Genomic DNA, 26,039 nt, shown 5'->3' with positions numbered 1-26,039 from the left:
GATCGACGGGGCGGCGCGAAGCCTGGAGTGACGCCTTGCTAGAAATTGTTGCGTTCCAGTAAATGTGTGAGGACTAGCATCTTGAGTCTGACCTTTGGCCGCTTGCGCGCAAAAAGACTAGGGGGCTTTGTCTTAAGAAGGGTCACTATTCGAGATCGCGACGAGTGATCAGAACAGCGCAGCCAACCTTCATTCAAGGGACGAAGATGCGGAAGTGGAGGATTGCGCACGCTATGCTCAGCAACGTGTGAGTCCTTAGAGTAGCCGATAACGCTTCCCTCACACTACGGGCTTCAGCGCAGTCGCCACATTGATCATTGCTGTACAGCAAGTTGCTGGCGTAATTGCATCCCCTTCTGGAAAGGCGAGTCGAGATGGCATTTACCGACCTTTTCATCAAACGTCCGGTATTGTCTATCGCCATCAGTTTCCTGATCTTGCTGATCGGCTTTCGGGCGGCCACCCTATTGCCGATCCGGCAATATCCCAAGCTATCTAATACAGTTGTCAATATCACGACTTCCTATCCTGGCGCCTCTGCCGACATGGTCCAGGGGTTCATCACTACTCCCCTGGAGCAGGCGGTCGCTTCCGCCGAGGGCGTTGACTACATCAGTTCCTCATCGGTGCTCGGTACCTCGACGATCCAAGTCCACATCAAGCTGAACTTCGATCCCAACGAGGCGCTCATCGAGGTGCTCTCTAAGGTCAACTCAGTCAAGTATTTAATTCCAAAGGAATCAAACGATCCGGTCGTCACCAAATCGACCGGTCAGACCACCGCTGTCATGTATATCGCCTTCTCCAGCGAAGAAATGACGGCCAGCGCGATCTCCGACTACCTCTCGCGCGTCGTGCAACCCGCTATGTCAACCGTCGATGGCGTCGCAGCGGCAGACATCCTGGGCGGCCAGAGTTTTGCGATGCGGCTATGGCTCGATCCTGCGAGAATGGCAGGGCACGGCGTATCGCCGGCTGAAGTTTCGGCTGCAATCGCCGCTAACAATTTCCAGGCCGCGGCCGGCCAGACCAAGGGCAATTTCACTATCTCTGATGTCACTGCAAACACAGATCTGCGGAGTGTCGATGATTTCAAGCGCATGATCGTCAAAGCCAATGACGGCGGCTTTGTGCGGATGGAGGACATTGCCGTAGTCGAGCTTGCCGCGCAGACCACAGACATCAGCGTCGCCATGAACGGCGAACACGCGGTCTTTATCGGCGTTCAGGCGAGCCCGCAAGGCAATCCGCTAAACATAGTGCGAGACGTTCGTGCGCTGTTTCCAGGCTTGGACCGTAACCTGCCACCGTCACTGAAGATGAAAGTGGCCTACGACGCCACCAAATTCATTCAATCATCGATCGATGAAGTTGAGAAGACGCTCATTGAGGCCGTGGTTGTCGTGGTGGTGGTGATCTTCCTATTCCTCGCCTCGCTGGCGTCGGTCATCATCCCTGTAGTCGCTATTCCGTTGTCGCTCGTTGGTGTCTGCAGCATGATGCTGGCGCTGGGGTTTTCATTCAATCTCCTGACCCTTCTTGCCATGGTTCTCGCGATCGGTCTCGTGGTCGACGACGCGATCGTGGTGGTGGAGAATATTCATCGCCATTTAGAAGAAGGTGCGCCGCCTCTACTAGCTGCAACGAGGGGCGCGCGAGAGATCGTCGGCCCCGTTGTGTCCATGACGATTACCTTGGCTGCGGTATATGCCCCAATCGGATTTCTCGGCGGCGTCACCGGTGCGCTGTTCCGCGAGTTCGCGTTTACGCTAGCCGGAGCGGTGATCGTGTCGGGCGTGATCGCTTTGACGCTGTCGCCGATGATGTGCTCGCTCTTCCTGAAGCGCACTGAGGAGGGGCGGGTCGCAAGACTTGTGAACCGCGGGTTCGGCGCCATGACACGATGGTACGGCCGCAAGCTCGACCGCTCGCTCGACTATCGTCCGATTACCGGTCTGTTTGCGCTGACCATGTTGGGCCTTGTCGGTTTTCTCTATATGCATAGTTCGAAGGAACTCGCACCCGAGGAGGATCAAGGTATCGTATTCGCTCTAATCAAGGCTCCGAAATACGCCAATATTGACTACCTCGACTATTACGGTACCAAGCTTGAGAAAGCCTTCCAGAAGTTTTCCGAGACTGATTTGAGCTTCGTGCTCAATGGCGTTAGCGGGCAGCAGAGTGGCATGGCGGGCATGTTGCTCAAGCCGTGGGATGAGCGCAAGCGGTCATCAACCGCGCTAAAGTCCCTTGTCCAGGTCGAGCTGTCGAAAATCGAAGGCATTAACGCGTTTGCCTTTAGCTTGCCGCCGCTTCCGGGTGGCTCGGGCGGCCTACCAGTGCAGATGGTGATCAGTTCGACGCTTGGCTTTCAATCCGTCTACGAGCAGATGTCGAAGCTGAAGGATGCCGCGCGCAAGAGCGGTCTATTCATGGTAAGCGACTCCGACCTCGAGTTCAATCAGCCGGTGGTACGAATCAAGGTTGATCGATCGAAGGCCAATGAGCTTGGCATTACAATGCAGACCGTCGGTAACGCGCTCGCCACCTTACTTGGCGGAAACTACGTCAATCGCTTCAATTTGCAGGGTCGCTCCTACCAGGTGATCCCGCAGGTGCCGCGTAAGGAACGCCTGGCGCCGCAAGCAATCGGGAGCTATTATGTGAAGACTGCGACGGGCTCGATGCTCCCGCTGTCTACCGTAGTCTCCGTCGAGACTGCGACCGATCCGAACGCGCTCACCCACTACAATCAGCTCAACTGCGCGACCTTTCAGGCCGTGCCGATGCCAGGCGTCACGATCGGTCGGGCTGTGGACTTCCTGGAGGCCGAGGCAAAGAAACTGCCCGCAGGCTTCAGCCACGACTTTCTCGCCGATGCCCGTCAATATGTGCATGAGGGTAACCAACTGGCGATTGCCTTTGCATTTGCAATCATCATCATATTCTTGGTGCTTGCGGCGCAATTCGAGAGTCTGCGCGATCCCCTCATCATTATGATCAGCGTGCCGATGGCAATCGTCGGCGCCTTAATCCCGCCGTTCTTTGGCTGGGCGACTATGAACATCTACACCGAGGTCGGACTGTTGACACTGGTCGGGCTGATTTCCAAGCACGGCATCCTGATGGTTGAGTTCGCCAATGAGCTGCAGCTCAAGGAGAGACTTGACCCTCGCTCGGCTATAGAGATGGCGGCGCGCGTCCGACTGCGTCCAATCTTGATGACTACGGCGGCAATGGTCACGGGCGTTATACCTTTGTTGACTGCAACGGGAGCTGGCGCCGCGAGCCGTTTCTCAATCGGGCTTGTGCTCGTCACTGGCATGTCTGTCGGCACGCTATTCACACTCTTCGTGCTGCCGGCGGTCTATGTCGCGATCGCGTCCGATCACCGTGGCGATGCGAGCTCCGGCAGCGCGAACATCGCCCCCGAGCTCGACCTCACCAGCGCTGCTAATGCCCAACTGGCCAAGCAATAACGATAAATTCAATCCGGGTTCGCTCAGTGTGGTGAGCGAAGGAGCCTGTGACCGCTTCACGCTCCGTTACCTATCAAAAGTTTCACGCTCGTGGTGCCGAGCTTGGTGACCATCAAGTGTTCGGAAGAACAGGTCGGTGATCCGCGGCTGCTGGCTAAGGTGAATTGCCCGTACATTCACGCCAGCGGAACGTCCGAGATCGACATTGCCAGGCGCGAGGAGAATTGATGCTCGTCTGATAAAAAGGTGGCGCGCCATTTATCCCAAGCGCGAAGGAGAAGTGTTTTTCTTCCGTCTGACCACGTTGCGTTGGTAGCGGAAAAATATGTCGCTGAAGCGCTTCGGATTCGGCACACGAGTTCAATTCCATGTCGGTCATGGATACGAGCGGCTTTCGACATAAGGACCATTGATCAGCAACCGAAAGCAGGCTCAAATGTATTGGCTGAGTGATCGTAGTCGGGTACTGCGACTGCTGCACAGCTTCTGTTGTGCGACCGAAGGCGAGAACAAGAGCAATGCTGAACGCACGCAACGGCCACTGCCATTGTGAACGCGGGCGGAGCTGCTAAGGGAATGATCAGGCCTGCCGCAATCCTGATAACAAATAGCCGCGCTGTTTCCGCGACGCGTGACCTGACGACCCTCTAGAGTGGGAAGTTAAGGAAATGCCTGAGTTCGATGCTGCTATGTGGTTTCTGGCTGCAATGACATGTTTTTCCGCTTTTGTAAATGGAGCCATCGGCTACGGCTTTTCGTCGCTCTCTGTACCCCTCGCGCTGCTTTTCTACACCAATCGCATTCTCAACCCCCCGTTATCGAAGTCTTCGTCAACGTTTACGTCCTCCTCATCAACCTGAGAGGCGTGCGGGTGGTTTGGAGACGAGTGCTTCCCATCTTGCTTGGACTCCTGCCGGGCGTTGCGCTCGGCGGTTATGCCTTGACCTCGCTCCAGCCGGGCTGGATCAAATTCGCCACCTACACGATCATTCTGCCCCTGATCCTGCTGCAAGCTGCGGGTTGGCGCCGCCCTATCAGAGCAAGCTGGCTGATCGGCCTGCCATTCGGGTGGATGCTGGGCATACTCTATTCAGTACGCTTATCTCCGGCCCTCCCTTAGCGATGCTGTTTAACAACCAGGGCTTCGTCAAACACGAATTTCGCGCCGGCCTAGCGCTGGTTCGCGTAGCGGAATCGATCGTTACCCGCGTTCGTCTATTATCAGCTCGGCTTGTTCATTTCCGAAAGCGGCAGCTTGCTCTAGTTTTGATACCCAGTGTCATGCTTGGCATCCCGCTGGGGTCCTACGTCATTCGCCGGCTCGATCCGGAGATGTTCAGGCGCGTCTGTATGAGCTTTGATGCGTGGATCGTCGGCTTCGGTTTGTCACGGGTGCTGATCGAGCTCGATCTAGTGCAGAGCGCCTGGGCTTATAGCGTGATGGCGGCGGCGATACTGATCGATCTCTGCCTGCTATACTTATTCCTTACCACGCGCGGTACGATTTGGTCAGAGCGACGGTCTCGGCGAACTGCGGATATAAGCGCTGCACCTGGAGGCTGATGTTGTCATCATGCCACTCGAAGTGGCTGTTGCCGGCGGCGACCCGACAGTCCAGAACAAACGAGCGATTCGAGACACGACACATCAAGCGCGGCGCGGAGAACCATTTCTGGCCGCCTGCAACAATCGAATATCAAAAGTGTCGAGCCGACATTGACGGCCTGCATAGCGGTGCTGGTTGTATTGAGATCGCGAGATTCAGGGCCGTTACTCGTGATGAGAGCTTCCAAGTTCCAACAGCTGTCGGAAGACCTACGACCGTGTTAGCGCCAACTACATAGAGGCGTGGGGCGCCGTTGGCTTTGTAGGCTTTACGACAAGCCATACTCGCGTTGCACCTCTGCTGTCGCAGACCAGCAGAATCATCACCCTGGTATGGCTAGCGGGAAAAAGGAGCCGAAACACCACATTAACCGGCTCGACGATCACCCCTAGTTGTGGCTTCCCCTGTGATTAGGCCGGTATCCGTGGGCGGCATCGCATTTGCAGGGATGAAGAATGTCAACTTGAGGCGATTATCATCGAGCCGCGCCTCGGGAGCCCGTTCTCTCAGGAGCGCCCGTGATATCATCTGCCAGTTTGTCTGCCGGCCTGCTTGGGATGCGGCTGACATTTTTTGTGGCCGGATTGGGCCTCGCGGCGTGGGCGCCTTTGGTGCCAATCGCCAAGCAGCGGCTCGCGGTGGATGACCGCATGCTTGGTCTACTGCTGCTCTGTCTCGGAACGGGGGCCGTCACCGCGATGCTTTTGACCAGCGTTTCGAATGCGCGGTACGGCAGCAAGCCCATTATCCTCGCGGGTGGACTTGGACTCGCGATCATCCTGCCGTGCCTTGCAATCGCCGACACACCTCTCAGGCTCGGTGCCGCGCTGTTTGCTTTCGGCGTTTCACTCGGCTCGATCGATGTAGCCATGAACATTCATGCGATTGAATTAGAGCGCGCCACCGGCCGTCCGTTGATGTCCGGCTTCCACGCCCAGTACAGCATTGGGGAATTCACCGGCTCTACTGCGGTGACTTCGTTCCTGTCGCTGCAGCTTGGCTCGCTTTTTTCGACGTTGGTCTGTTCGGCGTTAATGACCATTGCGATAGTGTCGGCCTGGCCGGGCTTGCTCCCGACGGGTTCCAGACGCCAGGGGCCATTGTTTGTCTTGCCGCACCGCGGTGTGTTGCTAATAGCTATGCTCGCGGGCATCACCTTTCTTGTCGAAGGTGCAATGCTCGATTGGAGCGCCTTGCTTCTCATCGAGCGAGATCTTCTTGCGGAGGCGCACGGGGGCATTGGTTGTATGCTCTTCTCAATCGCCATGACCGCAGGGCGTTTCAGCGGAGATGCCGTGGTGGCGCGTATCGGCGACCGTGCCACATTGACGCTCGGCACTCTGCCGATCGTGACCGGCTTTTTGGCTGTCGTGGCCGCACCCGTTGCGTTGATTGCTATGACGGGGTTCGTGCTTATTGGATTGGGTATTTCAAATGTTGTACCCGTGCTATGTCGACGTGCCGGCAAACAGAACGTCATGCCACCAGGCATAGCGATCGCGGTCATCACGACAGGCGGCTACGCGGGTATACTTGTCGGGCCCGCCGGGATCGGCCTCATCGCACACATGTTGGGCTTGCCCCTGGCGTTCGGCGTGTTGGGCGCGCTCATGCCCATCGTTACGCTGTCGGCGGGGATGATGATGACAGACCATCGCTGAGGCATTGGTCGAGAGGAAAGGGCACTAGCACGCTTCCAGCTAATGATCGTCCACACGACGTGTGAGACTTAAACTCGATGAGCTCTCAAGTGATGGCCGTACGTCTCGATCATGATCATTTTTCCCTTCCTGCAGGTCGGCTGGCTGCGCCGTAGCTAGGACTCGCCGGGTCGGTCGGGTTCTTGGCGGCAAACTGAGGGCGGTTGTTGACGATAAACGTTCGTCAACTTCGAAACAAGATTGACAGTTGCGTGAGCGGCGGGTCCGCTAGGCCGACGTTCACCGCTGATTGATCGTAAGATCGGCCGCCTTATCCTGGAACAACTGAATCATTCTGGTGCCGTCCATCGCTGTCAGCGCGATAGGCCCGATATGCCAGCTGAATGCCGTCCTCAAGCGAGGTCGTGGCGCGCCAGCCGAGCCCGGACAGCCGCCCCACATCGAGCAGCTTGCGCGGCGTGCCGTCCGGGCGCGAGGTGTCGAAGCTGATTCCACCGCGATAACCGACCGCGGCCGCGACCATGAGGGCCAACTCGGCGATGCTGATATCCTCGCCGGTACCGATATTGACTGGCTTCGGCGAGGAATAGGTCTTCATCACATGGATGCAGGCGTCAGCGAGATCATCGACATAGAGGAATTCACGGCGCGGTGTGCCGGTGCCCCACACCACGACGTTGCCGCCGCCCGAAATCTTCGCCTCGTGGAAGCGGCGGATCAGTGCGGCGACGACGTGGCTGTATTCAGGGTGATAATTGTCGCCGGGGCCGTAGAGATTGGTCGGCATCACGCTGATGAAATCGGCGCCGTACTGACTCCGATAGGCCTGGGCCATCTTGATGCCAGCGATCTTGGCGATCGCATACGCTTCGTTGGTCGGCTCCAGCGGGCCGGTTAACATCGAATCCTCTCGCAGGGGCTGCGGCGCCAGGCGCGGATAGATGCAGGAGGAGCCGAAGAACATCAGCTTCTCGCATCCATTAGCATGCGCCGCCTGGATCACGTTGCTCGATATCGCCAGATTGTCGTGGAGAAACTCGGCGCGAAGCATGTTGTTAGCGACGATGCCCCCGACCTTGGCGGCAGCGAGGAACACGGCTTGCGGCCGCTTCGCGGCAAACCAGGCATTCACCGCCGCCTGGTCGCGCAGGTCGAGCTCGCTGCGCGACACCGTCAAAAGATCGGCCTGTTCGCGTGCTAGGCGACGCGTCAGCGCCGCGCCGACCATGCCGCGATGGCCGGCAACGAAAACCGTCTTGCCCTTCAGTTCAAACGCCGTGGTTGCCATTGCCCGCGCCCTGCTTGGCTTCGACGAGATCGCTGGCGACCATTTCGCTCACCAACCGCGAGAACGGCGTCTTCGGAACCCAGCCGAGCTTCGCGCGCGCCTCGCTGGCGTCGCCGATCAGGAGATCAACCTCGGTCGGACGGAAATAGGCCCGATCGATCTGCACCAGCGTCTTGCCGGACGCTTTGTCCACGCCAACCTCGTCGACGCCCTTACCCCGCCATTCGATGCTGCGCCCGACCTCGGCAAACGCCAACTCGACGAACTCGCGGACCGACCGCGTCTCGCCGGTCGCGAGCACGAAGTCGGCGGGCTCGTCAACCTGCAGGATCCTGTGCATGCCCTCGACATAGTCGCGGGCATGGCCCCAGTCGCGCTTGGCGTCGAGATTACCGAGATAGAGTGTGTCCTCGAGGCCGATCTCGATGCGGGCCACGGCGCGGGTGATCTTGCGTGTTACGAACGTCTCGCCGCGGGTCGGGCTCTCATGGTTGAACAGGATGCCGTTGCTGGCGAACATGCCATAGGCCTCACGGTAGTTCACTGTGATCCAGTAGCCATAAAGCTTCGCGACGCCATAGGGGGAACGCGGATAGAATGGCGTGGTTTCCTTCTGCGGCACCTCTTGCACAAGCCCGTAAAGCTCCGACGTCGAGGCCTGGTAAAACCGCGTCTCTTTTTCCATGCCCAGGATGCGGATCGCTTCCAAAAGGCGCAGCACGCCGATTGCGTCGGCGTTGGCTGTGTATTCCGGGCTCTCGAAACTGACCTGGACATGGCTCTGGGCGGCCAGGTTGTAGATCTCGGTCGGCCGGATCTGCTGCACCAGCCGAATCAGATTGCTCGAATCCGTCATGTCGCCATAGTGCATCAGGAACGGCACGTTGCCGGCATGCGGATCCTGGTAGAGACGATCGACGCGCGCGGTGTTGAACGAGGACGACCGGCGCTTGATCCCGTGCACGGTGTAGCCGAGACGGAGCAAATACTCGGCCAAATATGCGCCGTCTTGCCCTGTGACGCCGGTGATCAGCGCAACGCGCCGCTTTGAGTGCTGTGTCGCCATGGTCTCCCTCAGTTGCCCCAGAAAGAAAGCCCTGTGAAACGCTAGTACGAAGCCGTTTCTCAAGAAGTCTAGATGCGCAAGCCCGCTTCACCCGCAATTTGAGGAAGCGATCGTTCGCTCCAGTCATACACATCATGTAGGAATGCACACTATATACATGGATTTAGATTGGACTGGAATGTGCCGACACATTGCGCTTCAAAAAATGAAAGTCAATTAACGCTCGCATCCTGGCTGATACTCCGTGATGACCCTAAGCAGGGGGATGGCGATCGCCGTTACGAGGGCCAAGCCTGCGCGTCGATTCGTAGTCTACAAGCGCCCTTACCGGTTACTTCCGGACAGAACACCCGGTCTTGGCGGTCGACTCACCCACTATGATCAGCGCCGTTGCCAATTTAAAGTTTGCGATGGGCAGTGGACGGTCGAAGCATTGATAAAGAGTAGCAAACGTTAGTATAGATCCTCCAACGTTTCGATATGGAAAGTTTACGTTCGTACAATGGAGCTTCGCTGCCAATCGTTTAGTCTCGACGAGCGTAACTTGCCTCTGTCCGAGTATGATGAGCTTCTTAAACCCGCGCCGGCAAAATGTTTCCAGCAACACAGGACAATTCCCGCTAGAGCGGCTGCTCAAATATATTGGCAGCAGACCACGTAGGCGCCGTGGGTAGGTCTCATCATTCTATCCGCCCAGTGCAGGTCTGCTGAGACGGAGCGTCAGCCTCTCGAAGAGTCAATGAGTCACACGCAAGGACTCAGTTGCTGCCAGTCAGGTGCCGCCCGGTTCGCCGGTTTTGCTGCTCACTTCCTTGGGAATTTCAGTGGTAAGTCGGGAAATGGCTTATAGTGATGATGAGCCGAACAAGACAAGATGTTTCATCGTAGGATAAATGGCTGCCGATCTGGCTCGAATGACCCTAATCTATGGAGCCAGGCTACTGCGCGACATGCACTCGCAGCAGCTTGTTACGACGACCGCAGCCATTGTCGCAACGGAGCAAGCTTGCTTGTGTCGGGATTGGATGTCGCACCAGCGGTCAAGCGAGCCTGCATATATGGCCCTCCTCAAAGCGGCTATTCGCAGCCACATCCCCGTTTGTACTCGATGGGCAACCAAAAGCGGAATGTAGCCGGGCCAACCCATGATGGCTGAAAGACATCTTAAGTACGCTTGCTGCGGCGGCGATACAGGGGGCCGCGACAATCCAAAACTCGACACGTGTTATCATCCGGCAAGCGAATTTCAGAACGGCGTTCCTGTGAGAGGGCGTCGGGCTTCTTGAACCTGGGCAGCATTAATCGATATGTGTGGAATTGTCGGCATCTTAGGGCGTGGTCCGGTCGTTGGGCAGTTGGTCGCGTCGCTCAAGCGATTGGAATATCGAGGTTACGACTCCGCAGGCCTCGCGACTCTCGAGGGTCTCCGTATCGAGCGGCGACGCGCTGAAGGTAAGCTGAGAAACCTTGAGGAGCGGCTTCGGTATTATCCACCATCGGGTCATACCGGTATTGGTCACACCCGCTGGGCGACTCATGGAAAGCCGACCGAGAGCAATGCTCATCCGCATGCGACGGAAAATGTAGCGGTCGTTCATAACGGGATCATTGAGAATTTCAGCGAGCTACGAGCCGAGCTGGAGCGGAATGGAGCCCATTTTGACTCAGAGACGGACACGGAGGTGGTGGCACATCTTGTCGAATCCTTTCTCAAGAATGGCTGCTCGCCGCAGGATGCCGTACAAGCGTCGCTGCCGCGGCTGCGTGGTGCCTTCGCGCTGGCATTTCTTTTCAAGGCCCACGACGATCTCATGATCGGTGCGCGCAAGGGGTCGCCTCTTGCGATCGGACACGGTAACGGTGAAATGTATCTAGGATCGGACGCGATCGCGCTCGCGCCCTTGACCGACACCATTACCTATCTCGAAGACGGCGACTGGGCCGTGCTTACGCGCACGATGTGCGTGATTTATAGCGCGGACGGCTCCGCCGTCCAGCGGGAAGCATCAAAGTCTGGCGTATCGTCACTCCTTGTGGACAAAGCGAATTATCGCCACTTCATGGCCAAGGAAATCCACGAGCAACCGACAGTGGCCAGCAAGACATTGGCTCGTTATCTCGACATGGCGGCCAAGAGCGTCGCCCTGCCGCTCACATTGCCGTTCGACTTCAAATCCATTCAGCGCATCTCAATTGCCGGGTGCGGTACGGCGAGCTACGCCGGGCACATCGCCAAATACTGGTTCGAGCGGCTGGCGCGCTTGCCTGTCGAGGTCGATGTAGCGTCCGAGTTTCGTTACCGCGAGGCGCCTCTGCGCCGAGGTGATCTCGCCATCGTCATCTCGCAGTCGGGCGAAACCGCTGACACGCTAGCTGCGTTGCGATACGCCAGGGGTGAGGGAGTGCACACAATATCTGTGGTCAACGTTCCGACGTCGACGATTGCGCGCGAGAGTGAATCCGTTCTGCCGACGCTGGCTGGGCCAGAAATCGGCGTCGCCTCCACAAAGGCATTCATCTGCCAGCTGATGGTATTGGCGGCGCTTGCCGTAGCAGCAGGCAAAGAGCGCGGTAAGCTGTCTGAGGTCGATGAATCGAAGCTCGTGCGTGAGCTTATCCAAGTCCCGCGGTTGATTGCTGCGGCGCTGTTGATCGAGCCTCAGATCGAGAAGCTCGCGCGTTATATCGCCGACTCGAGAGGCGTGCTCTATCTCGGTCGGGGCACATCGGCGCCCCTGGCGTTCGAGGGCGCACTCAAGCTGAAGGAAATTTCCTATATCCACTCAGAAGGTTATGCCGCCGGCGAGCTCAAGCACGGACCGATCGCAATGATCGACGAGACCGTACCTGTGGTGGTGATAGCGCCTTACGACGAGGTCTTCGAGAAGACCGTCTCGAACATGCAAGAGGTTGCCGCTCGGGGCGGCAAGATCATCCTGATCACCGATGCGAAGGGGGCTTTGGAAGCGACGGTGGACACACTCATGACCCTTGTGCTGCCGGAGATGGTCGCAAGCTTTACTCCGATGGTCTATGCCGTTCCGATTCAGCTCTTGGCTTACCATACCGCTCTCGTAAGGGGCACCGACGTGGATCAGCCGCGCAATCTCGCAAAATCCGTCACTGTCGAATAAGGCCGCACTGTTAGGATCTGAGCATTGAGGCCTCCGCGTCGAGGTCTTGGGCTGCGTTTGGTCGCGTCGAGTTCGAGGAGACGGAACTCTGACAAGTTCTCAATCTTGAGGTGTCCGAAGTTGCTCGTAACTGCCGTATGGTTGCGCGACCTCAGGCAATGCCGGCCCGTGCTCCGCTAATCAGCGAGACGACCATCTGAGCGTCGTCATGAAGTGGGCGAGCTCAGAGGGAGAACGATCCATGGATCAACAGATCAATCACAGGTCGATCCAGCTGGATGAGCAGAGTCAGTCGTGCTTCGTCATCACGTCAAGACGTCAATGGCAGCCCACTTGGTATTCGAGAGGAGCGGTCCATACCGAGGGAATTGTGGACAATTGGGAGATCCAAAGCAGCTCTTGGTTACCCAGCCTGGTATCTGCCTTGCAGCGCCAAGTCAGCCTGCAGCTCGATGCACAAAAGATATCCGCTAACTCATCCTCGGTCCTGCCCGAAGCCGACGAGCAAGCCGGCGTAGACAGCGCGGGCCGCTCCGTCGCTGCCTATCGGTGGAAGAGCATACGCGCGACAACTTACTTTTCCCAATCGAACATCCGCGCCCTTCGGGCAAGTTGAGGTTGCGCTTCGCCCCGGGGAGGATGCTTAGGATTAGTTTGTTAGAAACCGGACATTCCCGCGCAGGATCGAGACCCGCCCTAGAATCAATAGCAGATGGCTTGCCGCTCCGGCAGGACGTGGCCCACGGGCTTTATGGGCGACCGGCGAGTACCATTGGCCATTATCCGCCCCCAGCGCAGCAGACCCGCTCGTATAGCAAGATCGATCAGCGTCGCGGCGCGCGGGATTTAGCACGGCTGGCAAATCCGATGCCAGGGATCGTATCCTTCTCCTATGGCTGAGCCGCAGATCTGTTTGACAGAAGAACCGCTCTTCATTCTCGGCACGGGAATTGCTGTCCCGCTTCTCGAAAGCGACTGCTGTCAACGCATGTCCGGGGGCGACACCGTACGGCAACCTCTTCATTTCTGTCGTTTAAACGCTCGCAACGAGAGTACGATTGTGTGGCCGCAAATCTCATGGCCGAAACCAATAAGGCATTCGTGGTGAGGTGGCTTGGCAGGCTAGGGCGTCCGTTCGCCACACTGCAAGGAGGCACGAGATGAATGATCGAAATGTGGCCGAAGTCGATCTTCACGACATACAGGTCTCGGATCCGCTGATTGGGAAATGCCAGCAACTAGTCAGGGACGTGGCGATTCCCTATCAATGGGAGGTGCTGAACGATCGCGATCGCGAGGCGATACCAAGCCACGCGGTAGAGAACTTCCGCCTTGCCGCCGGACGTGCGAGCGGCGAGTTCCAAGGCACGGTTTTCCAGGACAGCGACGTCGCAAAATGGCTTGAGGCGGCTGCATGGTCGCTATGCCAGGCACCAAGTCCAGAGCTTGAGAAAGCCGCCGATGAGCTGATTGAATTGGTTGCGGCCGCCCAATGCGACGACGGCTATCTCAACACCTATTTCACGCTAAACGCGCCTCAGGAGCGCTGGACCAACCTAGCGGAGTGCCACGAGCTCTATTGCGCCGGCCACTTGATTGAAGCGGGTGTTGCGTTCTTTCAGGCGACGGGCAAACGGCGATTGCTGGAGGTCGTTCGCAGGCTTGCTGATCATCTCGACACAGTTTTCGGCCCGGAGCGCGATCAGTTACACGGCTACGATGGCCATCCGGAAATCGAACTTGCGTTGGCACGCCTTTACGAAGTGACGAAGGAGCAGCGATATCTCACGCTAGCCAATTATTTCGTGGAGCAACGCGGCACGAAACCACACTTCTACGAGATTGAGTACGAGAAACGCCAGCAATCCGGCGTTCCCAAATCGGACCGCACGCCTTGGATGATAACAAACAAAGCGTATAGCCAAGCGCACTTGCCACTTTCGGAGCAGCGGAGTGCAACTGGTCATGCGGTTCGTTTCGTATACCTCATGACCGCCGTAGCTCATCTCGCGCGTCTGCGCCAGAATGAGGAGCAGCGCCAAGCTTGCCTGCGCCTATGGCAAAACATGGTCCAGCGCCAGATCTATGTTACCGGAGCCATCGGCTCGCAAGGCGCTGGCGAAGCGTTCAGCAGTGATTTCGATTTGCCGAATGATACGGCGTACGCGGAAAGTTGCGCGTCGATTGGCCTAATGATGTTCGCACGCCGTATGCTGGAGATGGAACTAGACAGTCGCTATGCCGACGTGATGGAGCGCGCACTCTATAATACTGTTCTCGGCAGTATCGCGTTCGACGGGCGTCACTATTTCTATGTTAACCCGCTCGAAGTACATCCCGAAACGCTGAGGTCGAATGGCATCTACAATCACGTCTCGCCGGTGCGACGAGGCTGGTTTGGCTGCGCGTGCTGTCCGCCGAATATCGCACGCCTTTTCACATCGATTGGTCACTACATTTACACGGCCCGCCGCGACGCGCTCTATGTAAATCTCTACGTTGGTAATAGGGTGGCAATATCTGTTGGCGGATATGCGCTGCGCTTGCTCATGAGCGGAAGCTATCCCTGGAAAGACGAGGTGGAAATCGTCGTCGAATCTGCGCCGCCAATGGCCTACACGCTTGCCCTGCGCCTGCCGGAATGGTGTAACGCGCCGCAGGCGAGCATAAATGACGAGCCTGTCAATTGCGAGCCGTGCAAGGGCTATTTGCACATTCGGCGATCATGGCGGCAGGGAGATCGCGTCAAAGTATCGCTGCCGATGCAAGTGCGTCGCGTATACGGCCATCCACAACTTCGAAATTTGGCCGGCAAGGTGGCCATCCAACGTGGCCCGTTGATTTATTGTCTGGAGGAAGCCGACAATGGGACCGAATTACATAACGTTTGGCTTCATCCGGACAGCCGGTTTTCCCTTATCGAAGGAACTGGTCTCTTTAACGACAAGATTTTGCTACAGGCGGAGGGGGCGCGGTTGCAACACACTCATTCTGAAGAAGCGGCGCTTTATCAATATGATAAACCGCGTGGACAGCTAAAACCGCAGCGGCTGACATTCATTCCCTGGTTCGGCTGGGCTAACCGCGGCGAAGGCGAAATGCGGATTTGGCTAAATGAGCGTTGACGCCGAACGCGCGGATCGCGCTTCCAGGAGATCCGGCGCAGGCGATAATGGTTGGCCGGCTACGACGAGAGAAATCTTGCAATGCATGTTCGGTGCTGATGGCCGAAGTGGAGGGACCGCCTGGCGTGAGGTGGTCAGCGTGATCTTCGCCCTCACCCCTGGGCGGGTAACTTTCCCACGGTAGCTCTCGATGCTCCATCTCGAGGATTGTGGCGTGGTGTCCCAAACCATCGATGGCTGCCAAGCGCCATTGCTCGATCCGGGAAGAGTAGCCCCCATTCGCCAATGTTTTATTGCCCGTGATCAGCAGCGAGCGTCGTTCGTATCGGGCGGCGATCAGCTCGTACAGCAAACTGTTTTCGCCTGATCGTTGCTCACATAATTGATGTCATCGAGGATCGGGAGGTCATACGGGTCGGGCGTGTGACGCGCGCACTCCAGCGCCAGCTCGCGTCTCGCGACCTGCAGCCGTTGCACCAGATAAGTGGTGCGTGAATAGAACGCACCACCCATCCACGACGACAGCCATGTCGACGACGTACACGGTTCCGGGCGAGCGGATCGCCGAAAACGAGCGTATAATGCGCGAAATGGCGGGCAAGAAGCCTGACTGAGCCGCTTTTCGCGCCTTTTTGAAGAGGGCTCATCGCGACCGACGGGGACCCGCGGATCCTCAAAAGCGAAGCGAGGTCGTCGTCGCCCTGATCCGTTCGTTCAGGCACCCCACAGCTGCAGGATTGGTTCAAGGCTGAGCCGTGGCGAACTGGGGCCGAGCTCCTGACGAGGTTACCGGGGAATATCCGGGCGCGTACCCGGACGAGTTACTGCAAACGCTTCAGCGCCGACTGAAACCTGGCGCAGCCAGCAGGCAAGCCCGCTACCGTTTGGATCGGCGGCTCATGCTGCGCGGATCGAGACACCGATTGCGCCGTGACAGCGCCCCCTTTTCGATATGGGGAAGGCCGTCGTTGCACAACCCGGACCAGCTCCACGACCGGCTTTCACCGTACCGAAGGTCCGACTTCTCGGGAGCAAATAGTTGAGCAACGATCCCGCCCTCGGGAACATTCCTTCATGAGGCAATACGGAGTCTTACTCTGATGGCCGCCATGCAGAACCGCCACCATTCGAAGGTGTGGCCCTTTCGCCTTCTGCGGGCGACGCTCTAACCAGCTGAGCTTAATCCCTCCGAGGGGCGCCGTCTGGGGCGGGAGAAAGCTGACAGGACCGTTTGAGCAATGGCAAATGGGATGCAGTGCCAGAGGTTCTTCGTCGGTTGCCGGATGCAGGCGTTAGTTAACTGAAGTGAGCAACTTCAATGCCAAAGCATGCGGCGCCTCTTTGCGAGTGTGGCCCGTCGCGTTCAGCGAACGGCCATTACAGTTGACTGGTTCAACGAACGCATGCGCGTAGTCCCTATCGTTTCCGTGCGAAACAAACCGTTTGAGCACCAACTCCACAACACGCAAGAGATCCAGGAGCGAAACCTTCGGCGGTGAGCCTGGCAACAAGTTGAGCTGTAGCCGTATCCAAGCTCAAGTCTAACCTTTGCCGGCAGAACTGCCGTTCTGTTCCACCAAGTTGTCGTTTGCTTTCCTGTGCAATGTCGTGTTCACGACCTGGCGGCAGTTGACCTTTCGCCAAACGTACGGGCCGGTTCTGTTAGCTATCCAGTTAGCGAGCGTAGGGCTGTGCGCAGGAAAATGGCCCAGCTTGATCGTGACTTTCATGATTCTCGGCAACGTGCTGGGGGCAATCCCGGCCATCGTCCTGTTCGGTCCGCTGCTGTTTCCGATCGCGCGGCAGGTCGGGGTGCCCGACGTCCACTACGCGATGATGGTCGTTCTCGCCATGGGCATCGGCCTGTTCGCGCCGCCGTTCGGCGTCAGTTACTATGCCGCTTGCGCCATCAGCCGCATCAACCCCGACGAGGTCATGAAGCCGATCATGGGCTACATGATCGCGCTCCTGATCGTCGCAGCCGTGCCCTGGTTGTCGATCCGCTTCCTTTGACGAGCTCGGCAGGAGCCTCGCGGAAACCCGTGCCTCCTGCTCAGGCGAATTTCGGCAGGTGCAGGGGCAGGCCGTCGCAAGGCATATCGATCTGCTCGACCTGGCCCTTGCCGACCTCCGTCACCCGGAGCTTCTTGCCTCCGAGCCTGAAGGCACGGTTCGTCGGCTGAGTCCCATCCAGGATCAATCGATCGACCATTTCGGCGCGCTGGTTCAGCACGGTGACGTTCTTCTGGTTGTAGACGGTGCAATAAAAGCCGGCCGTCCGCGCCGAACGTCATCTCATCCGGCCCTTTGAAATCCGGATTGGAATCGGGTTGCAGGACGTTGCCGAGGACCACGCGCCTCGGGGCCGCCTCGCCGAGCACGTCGTAGCGGTAAGGCGACCATCGCTTTGGTCGTCTTGCTCGTGGTGCTAGCGATCGGGTTGGCGCGCGTCCCGAGCGAAGCTGGGATACTAATTATCATCGGGATCGGCGCTGCAGCATTCCTGGCCTTTCTCGGTTTTCAAGCTTGGTTCGCGAGCCGCCACCCCGATCTAGGTGCGACAGAAGGGCCAACCTATGTACAGACAGGCAAATCGAGCTTGCGGCAAAGAATCTTCCGGCGCCTCGCATCGCTGAGCTGGTGCCCGATTCTCAAAATCCAACGCAGTTGAAGCCGGCCGGCTCGCAATGACTGAACGTTTCTTGCACATCGGATTCACGCTCAACGAGGGCTTGCCCAAGGTCCAGGCACTTGAGCCTGTCTTCAATATCCTTGCGCCGGACTGGTTGCGCTACTCGCCAATTTGCTGGCCGGTTTGGACCGCAAGACCGGCCAGCGATTTCTACTATGGCATCAAGCCAATGATTGGCGCATCGGAGTCGATGTTGATCGTGAAGGTCGATATGAGCGATCGGAACGGCATCCAGCCCCAATGGATTTGGGAGCGGATGGATAAGAAGCGCACGCTTGGACCGCCACCTCCACCAGCCGCGCCACCCACTGATCTGCCCAACTTACTCGCCCTGGCAGGGCTAGGGAAGGTCTCGGCAAAGCCGATGAGCGGGCTGCTTGGCTTGATCGACAAAGATCCAAAGAAGTAGGCGAGGCGCGCCAAGGACTCGTTATACGCAACTATTTGCGTCCTTTGACATCCCACAACTTGAAAGTTCAAGCCTGAAACCTCTATGGTTGCTTAAGGAAATCTAATAGAGAGGCGGGTATGGGTGCTGCAAGTCACAGTCTTCTTATAAAATACGGCCTTGCAAGTGAACCGAGTGATTTGCAGGTGCGTCGCTGGGCCGATCGTGTTCGAGAACTAATCCGCCAAGGCATGGCCAGGGATGCTGCTGGGGATTCGGCAGCTAAGCAAATTTTCCCAGACTATCGCACGCGGGTCTACGCATCGGAGGGCGATACCATTGATACGTTGTTGCGGTTAGCTGAACAAAAGTGATCGATCTCGCTCATTGGTTTGGAATCGCTAAGGATAATTTTTCTCCGGTCCAGTGGATTTTTGGAGGTGTCGTCGGCTTTCTAGCGACTCGATGGACGCTCACGAAAAAGGAGCGCTTGGACGCAGAACAAAAACTCTTCGAGAACGGCAGAGACCTGATGTTGGCGCAAAACGCGCGCTATCAGGAATTCACGAATGCCCTTCAGAAATACATCAGTAAGAAAGAAGACCCAACGTTCGATGATTTCTTATCGATTGCGACCGCGGGCGACAATTATTTCCATCAGCTCACTATAGTTAGCAACGCCATTTTAGCTGGCAAGGTGGATTCGCACTCGCGAGACGCAACGTTGGTCCCGCGGATTGAAGAGGCAATAAAAAGCAATCTACCCGGCTACTATTCCACATTGCAAAGTATAGCTGTCCGCAAAGGATATGAGTACAGCGGGAAACTGCAGCGTTCAAAATATGAGGCGATTTACGCTGTCGTCGAAAAATACGGGAAGATGAGGCCACCCCAGGAAGATTAGGAGCGCTCTTAGCTTCAGTCCGGGCCTTCTCCGCAGCCGTTGAAGCCGGTTGCCGCGCCGACAGGCAAGCTACCCTATCGGCTTTGCCTTCAACGCCTGCCGCAGCAGTGTCCTGATGGCTTCCGGGCGGGTAGGGGCTCTGTCCTGACTCGCTATCCAGTCGTCAACTGCAGCGAGGTCGTCTGGCTGCAGGCGAACGCCGATAAGCGTTCCCTTGCCGGTTGCGGGCGGCCCCCGTTTTTTCCGTGTTATCACGGCTTGGCGTTTCATGGAATCCGTGTTAACCTAGTTTCTGGGCCGGTCAAATTAACTGGACGACAGCGAAGTAAATGACTGATCTTAATGCGACTGCCACCGTGAAAATCGATCCATCCACGCCTTTTCGCACGGACGTACTTCCACGGGATTCGTGAGGCCGGGTGCAATCCTTTTGTTGCTTATGGAGGGCTGTACCAAAGCGTGGTCGGAGGATCTCAGAAAACCGATGGGCCGCTTGCCACGATCCTGACGGCAAGCTCCGAATCAGGCACGCGCGGGCAGTTTGGGCAGAGCGGTCGTCGGACGATGCGATCATCCTGTTGGGCGCCGCGCCCCAGCTGGCCTGAGCAGCGTGCTACAATGAGGAGGTGAATCGCCGGACACTGGATTGTTGAGGCCCAGCAGCGAAGCGCGAGCGGTTCACCATCCATCCTTGTGCGTCGGCATTGCCGGCGAGGTTCGTAGGGCAACTAAGGGGCACGCTGTTGCCTAATCCCGCCAACGACAATCGAATGCAGCCGCGTGGCCTCTGTCGCGCGGCTGCAGCGCGCTATTGGGAACAAGCCCGACTCAATTCGACAAGCAGGTGCTGGCTGGCGCCATCCCCAAGCCGCTGGAGCTATTCGGCGTGAACATCTGGGACCGGGCGGCCCTGGACCATTTATTCGATGGTACGCCTCAGCCGGTCAACGACAACGAAGATTATTGGGACAAGGCATGCGGCAGCGAAGCCAAGGTACGTAAACGAGTACATCCATCGCCACGGCAAGCCTCGCGTAAACTGCGACGACCAGGCAGGGAGCAAATAGCCTTGCCGGCGCCTCCGTACACGCCCGAATTCTGGACGGCTTACCGTGCGGCCATGAGAACGGACGAGCCGCCGCAAGTAACGCCGGCGTGTTAAAGCCGGCAGCATAGCGGCGGCCGTGAACGGCTATTACGGCTCGACTGAATTCAAGTGCTGGCCGAAACGACAAAGGCTACCTATCGCGGCGTTTTGGACCGCTTTGTGGATAAGCACGGTGCCGGGCCGATTGCTGGCCTTAGCCAAAACATCAACAAGCTGATTTACGAGATAGCCGATACCCCATCCGCCGCGAGCAACTTCCGGAAGCGGCTCAAAGGTCTTCTAGACTACGCCGTATCGGCCGGCCTGCGCGCTGATAATCCCGTCGTCGTGGCCAAGAAAGTGAAGCTTAACTGGCCATCGGACCTGGACCGAGGAAGACATCACCAGGTTCCGCAAGCACCACGAGGTTGGCACGCCGCTACGGCTCGCCTTCGAGATCCTATTGCATACTGTTCTCCGCCGTTCCGACGCGTGCGCCTGGGCTGGCAGCACCTGACTAAGGACGGCTTTGTCATCAGCACTAAGAAGCACCAAGGCCATGTTGAGCTGTGCATTCCGGTGCATAGCGACCCTGCGCGCTATATCGCTGACTGCCCCAAGGATGGCCCGGCCTTCATTGCAACGATGTACGGCCGCGCTCGCAGCGAGAAAGCGTTCTCTACGTGGATCAGCGGAGCGGCGAGCGCTACCGGTCTTCCCCAAAGCCTTCGCCACACGGTGTGCGCAAGGCCGCGTGTCGACGCTTGGCCGAGGCTGGATGCAGCGCGTTGGAATTCATGTCCAGACTGGCCACACAGATACCGCAGCCGACCGAACAGGCGAGGTGGCGACGCAGTCGGCGCCAGCGTCGACGCGAGGCGCGCGAACGCTTCCTAGTTTGGCCGGCGATGCACGTTCAAAACTGCCGATCCAGGCCTAGCTCACACGGCTGTAATCTGAGTTAGATGTTCAGTCCAGCGTTCCAGCGCTTCTCGCATTTCCGCTTCGTATCGGGCCCGATTATACACCCCAGCTACGCCGGCGGTGGCCGCTCACGTGGTTCAAGATCGCCTCAACGATGTGCGGCAGGACGCCCAAGCGATCCTTGGAAGCCAACTCGACAACTTCGCTCTTGTGTCATCTATGACCGCCTTGAGGTTACTCAGGCCGCGAAAAAGGCATTGAAGATGAAAACTCAGGCGGCCCAGAACCGTGTTCCCGTCCAGCCGCTCGGGCTCTTCTCGTTGATCTCAGGCTGGCACCCCAAGAGGCCGGAAAAACTAGTCGTGCAAGCGCTCTCGGATCGTCGGCCGCCGCTAGTGAGAAACGCCAGGGGCCGATTTACATCGAACAGGAACGAAGTCGCTGCGCAAATTGCGGCGGATTACGCGTCCGCAGGAAAGCGTGTGATCGTGTTCTGCAACGATACCAAGGCATGTGGAAGCGTTGCCGATCAGATCAATGGACTCCTGGCGCGGGCCACTATCGCGTTGGATGAGGCCGAGGAGATGCGGAAGGCGGTTCTCAAAGATGTGGGATCGTCCGAAGCCACATTCGATCCCACTGGGTGCAGGGCGGCCGTACACCATCGCGATCTTCTCCCCCTGGAGCGGAGGTTGACGGAAAGCGTTTTCCGGGTCCGCAGGGAGATCGAAAGCGACGACTTGGGCCTCGATGTGGTCGCCGCGACATCTACCATTGCGCAAGGTTTAAATCTGCCGTGCGACGTGGTGATCCTCGCAGGCACCGACAGGAGCGCGGTTGATGACCCAAGTGGCAATCCCCGCACGGATCTGCGTCCTCACGAGATACTCAATGCGCTAGGAAGGGCAGGGCGCGCGGCGTACGCAGCGACCGGGTTGGCAATCGTCATACCTGCACAGCCGATTGGAGTAGAGCGAGCGAACCTCGCTCTACCAGCGGAAGGAATATTGAAGACGGTCTTTTCCGGGCAGGATGCCTGTGAGGAGATTTATGATCCGATCGAGTTGCTGCTCGATCAGATTGAAGTATCCGCCGATTCCGATCCGAAGATGCAGTCGATGATCCGGCGTTTGTCGGCTGTCACAACAGCGGGCGAGAGCGGCTTTGACGATATTGTCCGTCGCTCTCTGGGGTACTTCCGGCTGAAAGAAGCTGATCCTCGAGGAGCGGACAGATGGCTCCAACGCTGCCGTACCGCGCTCAAGGCTGCCAAGGAGCAACTAGAAGATCCGCCCGTTCTTGATTGGCAGCGGGAAATCGCTGTCCGGAACGGTATTCCTCCAAGACTCATCGAGCGGCTGGGGGAGGCGATTGATCAGGCGCCAGTTGATAAGACCGCAACCGAAGACGGGATCAGATGGCTCCTCGATGTCGTGGCTGAACACCCTTTTGGATTTGACGATTTTCGTCAGGGAGGCGGCCCTCGAGTCGGTCTTCGGCCGAGCTTACACAAATACGACAGCGCCCAAAGCCACAGCCAAGCGGATACTGGATGCGCTCCAGACGTTGGTATCGATGTGGTGTGGAGGGCGCACGCTTGTTGAGATTGAGGCTTGGCTCCTCACCTTCATTCGAAAGCACGAGGGAGAGGTTAAACAACAAGCAAATCAATCGTCCACGGCGCAGCGGGCACGCCGTTTCGCCATACGCATTGCCCCTGATTTCGGCTTGCTCTGTGGCGTGCTTGGCCAGATCGTCGCCTATAAGGCTGCAGAAGGGGAAGGGACCGTGCTTCCGATCATCGACATGCTGCCCCAAATGGTGAGAGCCGGGGACTACGATCGCCATCATGCCGCCTTGAGACAAATTACAACCGCCGCTTCGCGGGTTGAAACCTTTGAGGCATGTCTCGCGTTACGCGGGCACTTCAAGGCTGGACCATCCGCAAAAATGGACGTTGTAAGAAATGAAGTCACGTCCGCAATGCTGTTTCAGTCGTTTACAGGCTTGAACGACGAGGAATAGAGTAAATGCGCTGACTATTTTTCGGGCAACGAGAAAGCTATGGCGTCACGGGAGGGAAGCTCCTGAGCGACTGCAGCTAAATGGTTTGAGCGGAAAACGGCGATCCGTCTGATCGACAACCAAATCGAGGTTCATGACAACGCTATTTGGAAACACAGGGCACAGTATGATGCGCTCGGTCGAGTTGCACGAGGCTCGCGGGCCATGGTGGAGGCAAACGACGTCGACGTCTATGATGCCTTCAATTAGGTTTTTCACGAATACATCTACACCGCGACGCGGAACTCGTTCATGGCCGAACAGACCCAGGACGTTCGTGCGCGGCTCAGCGCCTTGCGCTGCACCCCATTGTCGCACGGCGATCGCATTCGCAAATCCCGCGAGGAGCATGATGCCATCATGCAGGCGATTGGCGAAGGTGTCGGCGAGACCGCCTCGCGCCGAATGCGTGCACATACGCTGAACGCGGCCGCAGCTCTGCGGCGCTTCATCAAAGACCTGCGTCAGACCCGTCACGGGTACGAGCCCGACAATCTCTGACGGTAGCGGACTTGAACCGATCCTTGATGCAGAGCAAGGCGGTGCGCACAACGTGCGTTTGCCCGCGCTTCTTTTCCGTATCGGACCGTCGGTTTCTCGCGATCGACAATGTCGACCACGAGCTTGAACCGGCAACGCCATGCGCACTATTGGTGATCTGGCGGAGCTGGGTCAGTGAGAACTCCGGCCGGATCAGCGCGTTGAACTCCTCCTGGAGCCGGTCCGCCTCAACTTGCGTGCTGGCGATGAACGGAGAGATGCCGTGCAGAATCTTGATCTGATCGGGGCTGCGGTCCAACGCGCGCGCCTGACGCTTGATGTCGGCATAAAACTCCTGTGCGCTCGTCAGGGTCCAGTGCGCGGTGAAGATGGCTTCGAAGCGACTTCTTCACCAAGTTGCGCCATGATCCAGTCTGCAAAGGCTCGTAGCGCAGATCTCTGTCGGCTGGCGCGCGGATAGATCAGGCGATGGCCGATGTAGCGGATATCGTTGGCGCGCCCTGCCAGCGGTGCAACCAATCGCCCGCTCGCCAGTTCGCGTTCGGCCAGAAGCGTTGATTCCAGCGCGACTCCCAGTCCCTCTGCGGCCGTTGCGATCGCCAGAAAGCTGCGATCGAACCTCATGCCATGGAGGGCAGGTGCTTCCAATCCGTTCGCCGTGAACCATTGGTGCCACTGAACCTGCTTCACGTCGGAACGAATGAGCGTTTGATCGAGGAGATCGGCAGCCTTTGTGATCGATTTTGCGAGAGCAGGCGAGCAGAGCGGGGTGACCGTCTCCTCCGGGAAAGGGACAACTTCAACACCCTCCGCGCGCGGCGGACCGTAGACGATGTCGATATCGAAATCGTCGTTGCTGAAGCGAGCATAGTCCGTGCTGGCAGCGAGCCGCACTTCGAGCTTCGGATAAGCGGAGAGAAACTGTGCAAGCCGTGGTGCCAGCCACTGCGCAGCAAAACTGGGTGCCGAATGGACGCGTACCAATTGTGGTCCGCGCGCGGCGACTTCCTCGAGGCCACGACGAAGCTGATCAAATGCCGCTCCCGTGTGTCGCATCAGATTTTCGCCGGCCGGCGTCAGCCGCACCGATCGCGCGCTGCGCTCGAACAGAACGGTGCGAAGCGTGTCCTCCAGCTTGCGGATGGCATGACTGACGGCACTCGGGGTCAGGTGAAGCTCATTCGCCGCATCGCGGAATGATCCTGTGCGAGCAGCGGCTTCGAAGGCACGAATTGCCGATATCGGAACGTTCGACAGCATTCCATAAGTGAACCAGATTCATCCATCCGTGACAACTGCGCGTTTGTCTGTCGCGCGTCCCGGGTGCATTCCTGGCCTTGCCGAGAAAAAACAATCTACGGGAGGAACTGATGCTGCTCAGCGGTAGGACGGCAATCATTTCGGGCGCGGCCTCGCCGCGCGGCATCGGGCTCGCCACGGCCCGGCGGTTCACCGCCGAGGGCGCCCGGGTCGCCATTCTCGACATCGACGCCGGCGCTGCGGCGGATGCTGCGGCATCGCTCGGGACATCGCACATAGGGCTGGGTTGCGACGTCGCCGACAAGCCGTCCTGCGAGCAGGCGGTCACCCGCGCGGTCGAGGTCTTCGGCGGCATCGACGTCCTGATCAACAATGCGGGCATTACCCAGCCGGTCAAGTTCCTGGATATCTCGCCGGCTGATTGGGATCGCATTCAGGACGTCAATCTGAAGGGTATTCTGTTCCTCTCCCAGGCGGTGATCCCGCACATGCGCGCACGGAAATCCGGATCGATCGCATGCATGTCGTCCGTCTCGGCCCAGCGTGGCGGCGGAATTTTTGGTGGGCCGCACTATTCGGCCGCGAAGGCCGGCGTGCTTGGTCTTGCCAAGGCAATGGCCCGTGAGTTTGGTCCGGACGGCATCCGCGTCAATTGCGTGACGCCCGGCCTGATCGGCACCGATATTACCGCGGGCAAGCTGACCGACGAGATGAGGGCGAAGATCCTGGAGGGCATTCCGCTCAATCGTCTCGGCACGGCGGAAGACGTTGCCGGCATCTACACTTTTCTGGCGTCGGATCTCTCCGCCTACGTGACCGGTGCCGTGATCGACGTCAACGGCGGCATGCTCATCCACTGA

17 protein-coding genes and 4 pseudogenes are annotated in these 26,039 nt (G+C 58.1%); 15 read left to right on the top strand and 6 right to left on the bottom strand.

Annotation, left to right across the window (positions count from 1 at the left end; genetic code table 11):
- Window positions 1–374: 374 nt before the first annotated feature.
- The 3 genes from I6F31_RS17410 to I6F31_RS17400 all read left to right on the top strand — a co-directional run bounded on the left by I6F31_RS17410 (window position 375) and on the right by I6F31_RS17400 (window position 6,746).
- Window positions 375–3,479 carry an efflux RND transporter permease subunit gene (locus I6F31_RS17410; RefSeq protein ID WP_225185811.1) on the top strand — a complete coding sequence of 1,035 codons (3,105 nt, stop codon included), beginning with the start codon at window positions 375–377 and terminating at the stop codon, window positions 3,477–3,479.
- 898 nt (window positions 3,480–4,377) lie between these two features.
- Window positions 4,378–4,599: a hypothetical protein gene (locus I6F31_RS17405; protein WP_225185810.1), complete on the top strand. Its 222-nt coding sequence runs from the start codon at window positions 4,378–4,380 to the stop codon at window positions 4,597–4,599.
- Between the two features lie 1,043 nt (window positions 4,600–5,642).
- Complete coding sequence (locus I6F31_RS17400) at window positions 5,643–6,746, top strand: MFS transporter (RefSeq protein ID WP_225185840.1); 1,104 nt, start codon at window positions 5,643–5,645, stop codon at window positions 6,744–6,746.
- Window positions 6,747–7,056: 310 nt separating this feature from the next.
- Here I6F31_RS17400 and I6F31_RS17395 read toward each other — a convergent pair whose 3' ends face one another.
- Both I6F31_RS17395 and gmd read right to left on the bottom strand, forming a co-directional pair.
- Window positions 7,057–8,034, bottom strand: coding sequence for a GDP-L-fucose synthase (locus I6F31_RS17395; protein ID WP_276573208.1), 978 nt, complete (start codon window positions 8,032–8,034; stop codon window positions 7,057–7,059).
- Window positions 8,015–9,100, bottom strand: coding sequence for a GDP-mannose 4,6-dehydratase (gene gmd, locus I6F31_RS17390; protein WP_225185809.1), 1,086 nt, complete (start codon window positions 9,098–9,100; stop codon window positions 8,015–8,017). The genes I6F31_RS17395 and gmd overlap by 20 nt, the downstream gene beginning before the upstream one ends.
- A 1,307-nt stretch (window positions 9,101–10,407) precedes the next feature.
- Here gmd and glmS point away from each other — a divergent pair.
- The 3 genes from glmS to I6F31_RS17375 all read left to right on the top strand — a co-directional run bounded on the left by glmS (window position 10,408) and on the right by I6F31_RS17375 (window position 15,359).
- Window positions 10,408–12,234, top strand: a complete 1,827-nt coding sequence (gene glmS, locus I6F31_RS17385; RefSeq protein WP_225185808.1) for a glutamine--fructose-6-phosphate transaminase (isomerizing) — start codon at window positions 10,408–10,410, stop codon at window positions 12,232–12,234.
- Window positions 12,235–12,475: 241 nt separating this feature from the next.
- On the top strand, window positions 12,476–12,850 hold the full coding sequence (locus I6F31_RS17380; RefSeq protein WP_225185807.1) for a hypothetical protein: 375 nt from the start codon (window positions 12,476–12,478) through the stop codon (window positions 12,848–12,850).
- Window positions 12,851–13,394: 544 nt separating this feature from the next.
- Complete coding sequence (locus I6F31_RS17375; protein WP_225185806.1) at window positions 13,395–15,359, top strand: beta-L-arabinofuranosidase domain-containing protein; 1,965 nt, start codon at window positions 13,395–13,397, stop codon at window positions 15,357–15,359.
- Here the strand turns inward: I6F31_RS17375 and I6F31_RS36530 are convergent.
- Window positions 15,313–15,711, bottom strand: coding sequence for a hypothetical protein (locus I6F31_RS36530; protein ID WP_276573207.1), 399 nt, complete (start codon window positions 15,709–15,711; stop codon window positions 15,313–15,315). The genes I6F31_RS17375 and I6F31_RS36530 overlap by 47 nt on opposite strands.
- Before the next feature lie 279 nt (window positions 15,712–15,990).
- Here I6F31_RS36530 and I6F31_RS17365 point away from each other — a divergent pair.
- A pseudogene (locus I6F31_RS17365) lies at window positions 15,991–16,293 on the top strand (transposase); the annotation flags it as partial.
- 716 nt (window positions 16,294–17,009) lie between these two features.
- Window positions 17,010–17,372, top strand: a pseudogene (locus tag I6F31_RS17360) (TRAP transporter large permease subunit); the annotation flags it as partial.
- 40 nt (window positions 17,373–17,412) lie between these two features.
- On the opposite strand, the gene I6F31_RS17355 reads toward I6F31_RS17360, so the two are convergent.
- Window positions 17,413–17,592, bottom strand: coding sequence for a hypothetical protein (locus tag I6F31_RS17355; RefSeq protein ID WP_225185805.1), 180 nt, complete (start codon window positions 17,590–17,592; stop codon window positions 17,413–17,415).
- Window positions 17,593–18,046: 454 nt separating this feature from the next.
- Here I6F31_RS17355 and I6F31_RS17350 point away from each other — a divergent pair, with 454 nt between their 5' ends.
- From I6F31_RS17350 to I6F31_RS17320, 6 genes and pseudogenes are all read left to right on the top strand, one after another.
- On the top strand, window positions 18,047–18,460 hold the full coding sequence (locus I6F31_RS17350) for a hypothetical protein (RefSeq protein WP_225185804.1): 414 nt from the start codon (window positions 18,047–18,049) through the stop codon (window positions 18,458–18,460).
- 119 nt (window positions 18,461–18,579) lie between these two features.
- The gene (locus I6F31_RS17345) at window positions 18,580–18,813 is read left to right on the top strand and encodes a hypothetical protein (protein ID WP_225185803.1); all 234 of its coding nucleotides are present in this window, start codon (window positions 18,580–18,582) and stop codon (window positions 18,811–18,813) included.
- A complete protein-coding gene (locus I6F31_RS17340) occupies window positions 18,810–19,343 on the top strand; it encodes a hypothetical protein (RefSeq protein WP_225185802.1) in 534 nt (177 codons plus the stop codon). The genes I6F31_RS17345 and I6F31_RS17340 overlap by 4 nt, the downstream gene beginning before the upstream one ends.
- Before the next feature lie 2,268 nt (window positions 19,344–21,611).
- Window positions 21,612–22,958 (top strand): hypothetical protein, encoded by a 1,347-nt coding sequence (locus I6F31_RS17330; protein WP_346656493.1) that lies wholly within the window; start codon window positions 21,612–21,614, stop codon window positions 22,956–22,958.
- Entirely contained in the window at window positions 22,921–23,379 is a 459-nt protein-coding gene (locus I6F31_RS17325; protein WP_225185801.1) for a hypothetical protein, read from the top strand. Before I6F31_RS17330 ends, I6F31_RS17325 begins: the two co-directional genes overlap by 38 nt.
- Before the next feature lie 201 nt (window positions 23,380–23,580).
- Window positions 23,581–23,919, top strand: a pseudogene (locus I6F31_RS17320) (FCD domain-containing protein); the annotation flags it as partial.
- 80 nt (window positions 23,920–23,999) lie between these two features.
- Here I6F31_RS17320 and I6F31_RS36720 read toward each other — a convergent pair.
- Window positions 24,000–24,295 (bottom strand): annotated as a pseudogene (locus I6F31_RS36720) (LLM class flavin-dependent oxidoreductase); the annotation flags it as partial.
- Window positions 24,265–25,179: a LysR substrate-binding domain-containing protein gene (locus I6F31_RS17315; RefSeq protein ID WP_225185800.1), complete on the bottom strand. Its 915-nt coding sequence runs from the start codon at window positions 25,177–25,179 to the stop codon at window positions 24,265–24,267. The pseudogene I6F31_RS36720 and the gene I6F31_RS17315, both read right to left, overlap by 31 nt.
- Window positions 25,180–25,289: 110 nt before the next feature.
- Between I6F31_RS17315 and I6F31_RS17310 the strand changes: the two genes are divergently transcribed.
- Entirely contained in the window at window positions 25,290–26,039 is a 750-nt protein-coding gene (locus I6F31_RS17310; RefSeq protein WP_225185799.1) for a glucose 1-dehydrogenase, read from the top strand.

This window comes from Bradyrhizobium sp. NBAIM01, assembly GCF_020194115.1.
Taxonomy (GTDB): Bacteria; Pseudomonadota; Alphaproteobacteria; order Rhizobiales; family Xanthobacteraceae; genus Bradyrhizobium; species Bradyrhizobium yuanmingense.
Note: the sequence above shows the minus strand (reverse complement) of the source record. Positions and strands in the feature narration are given on the sequence as shown.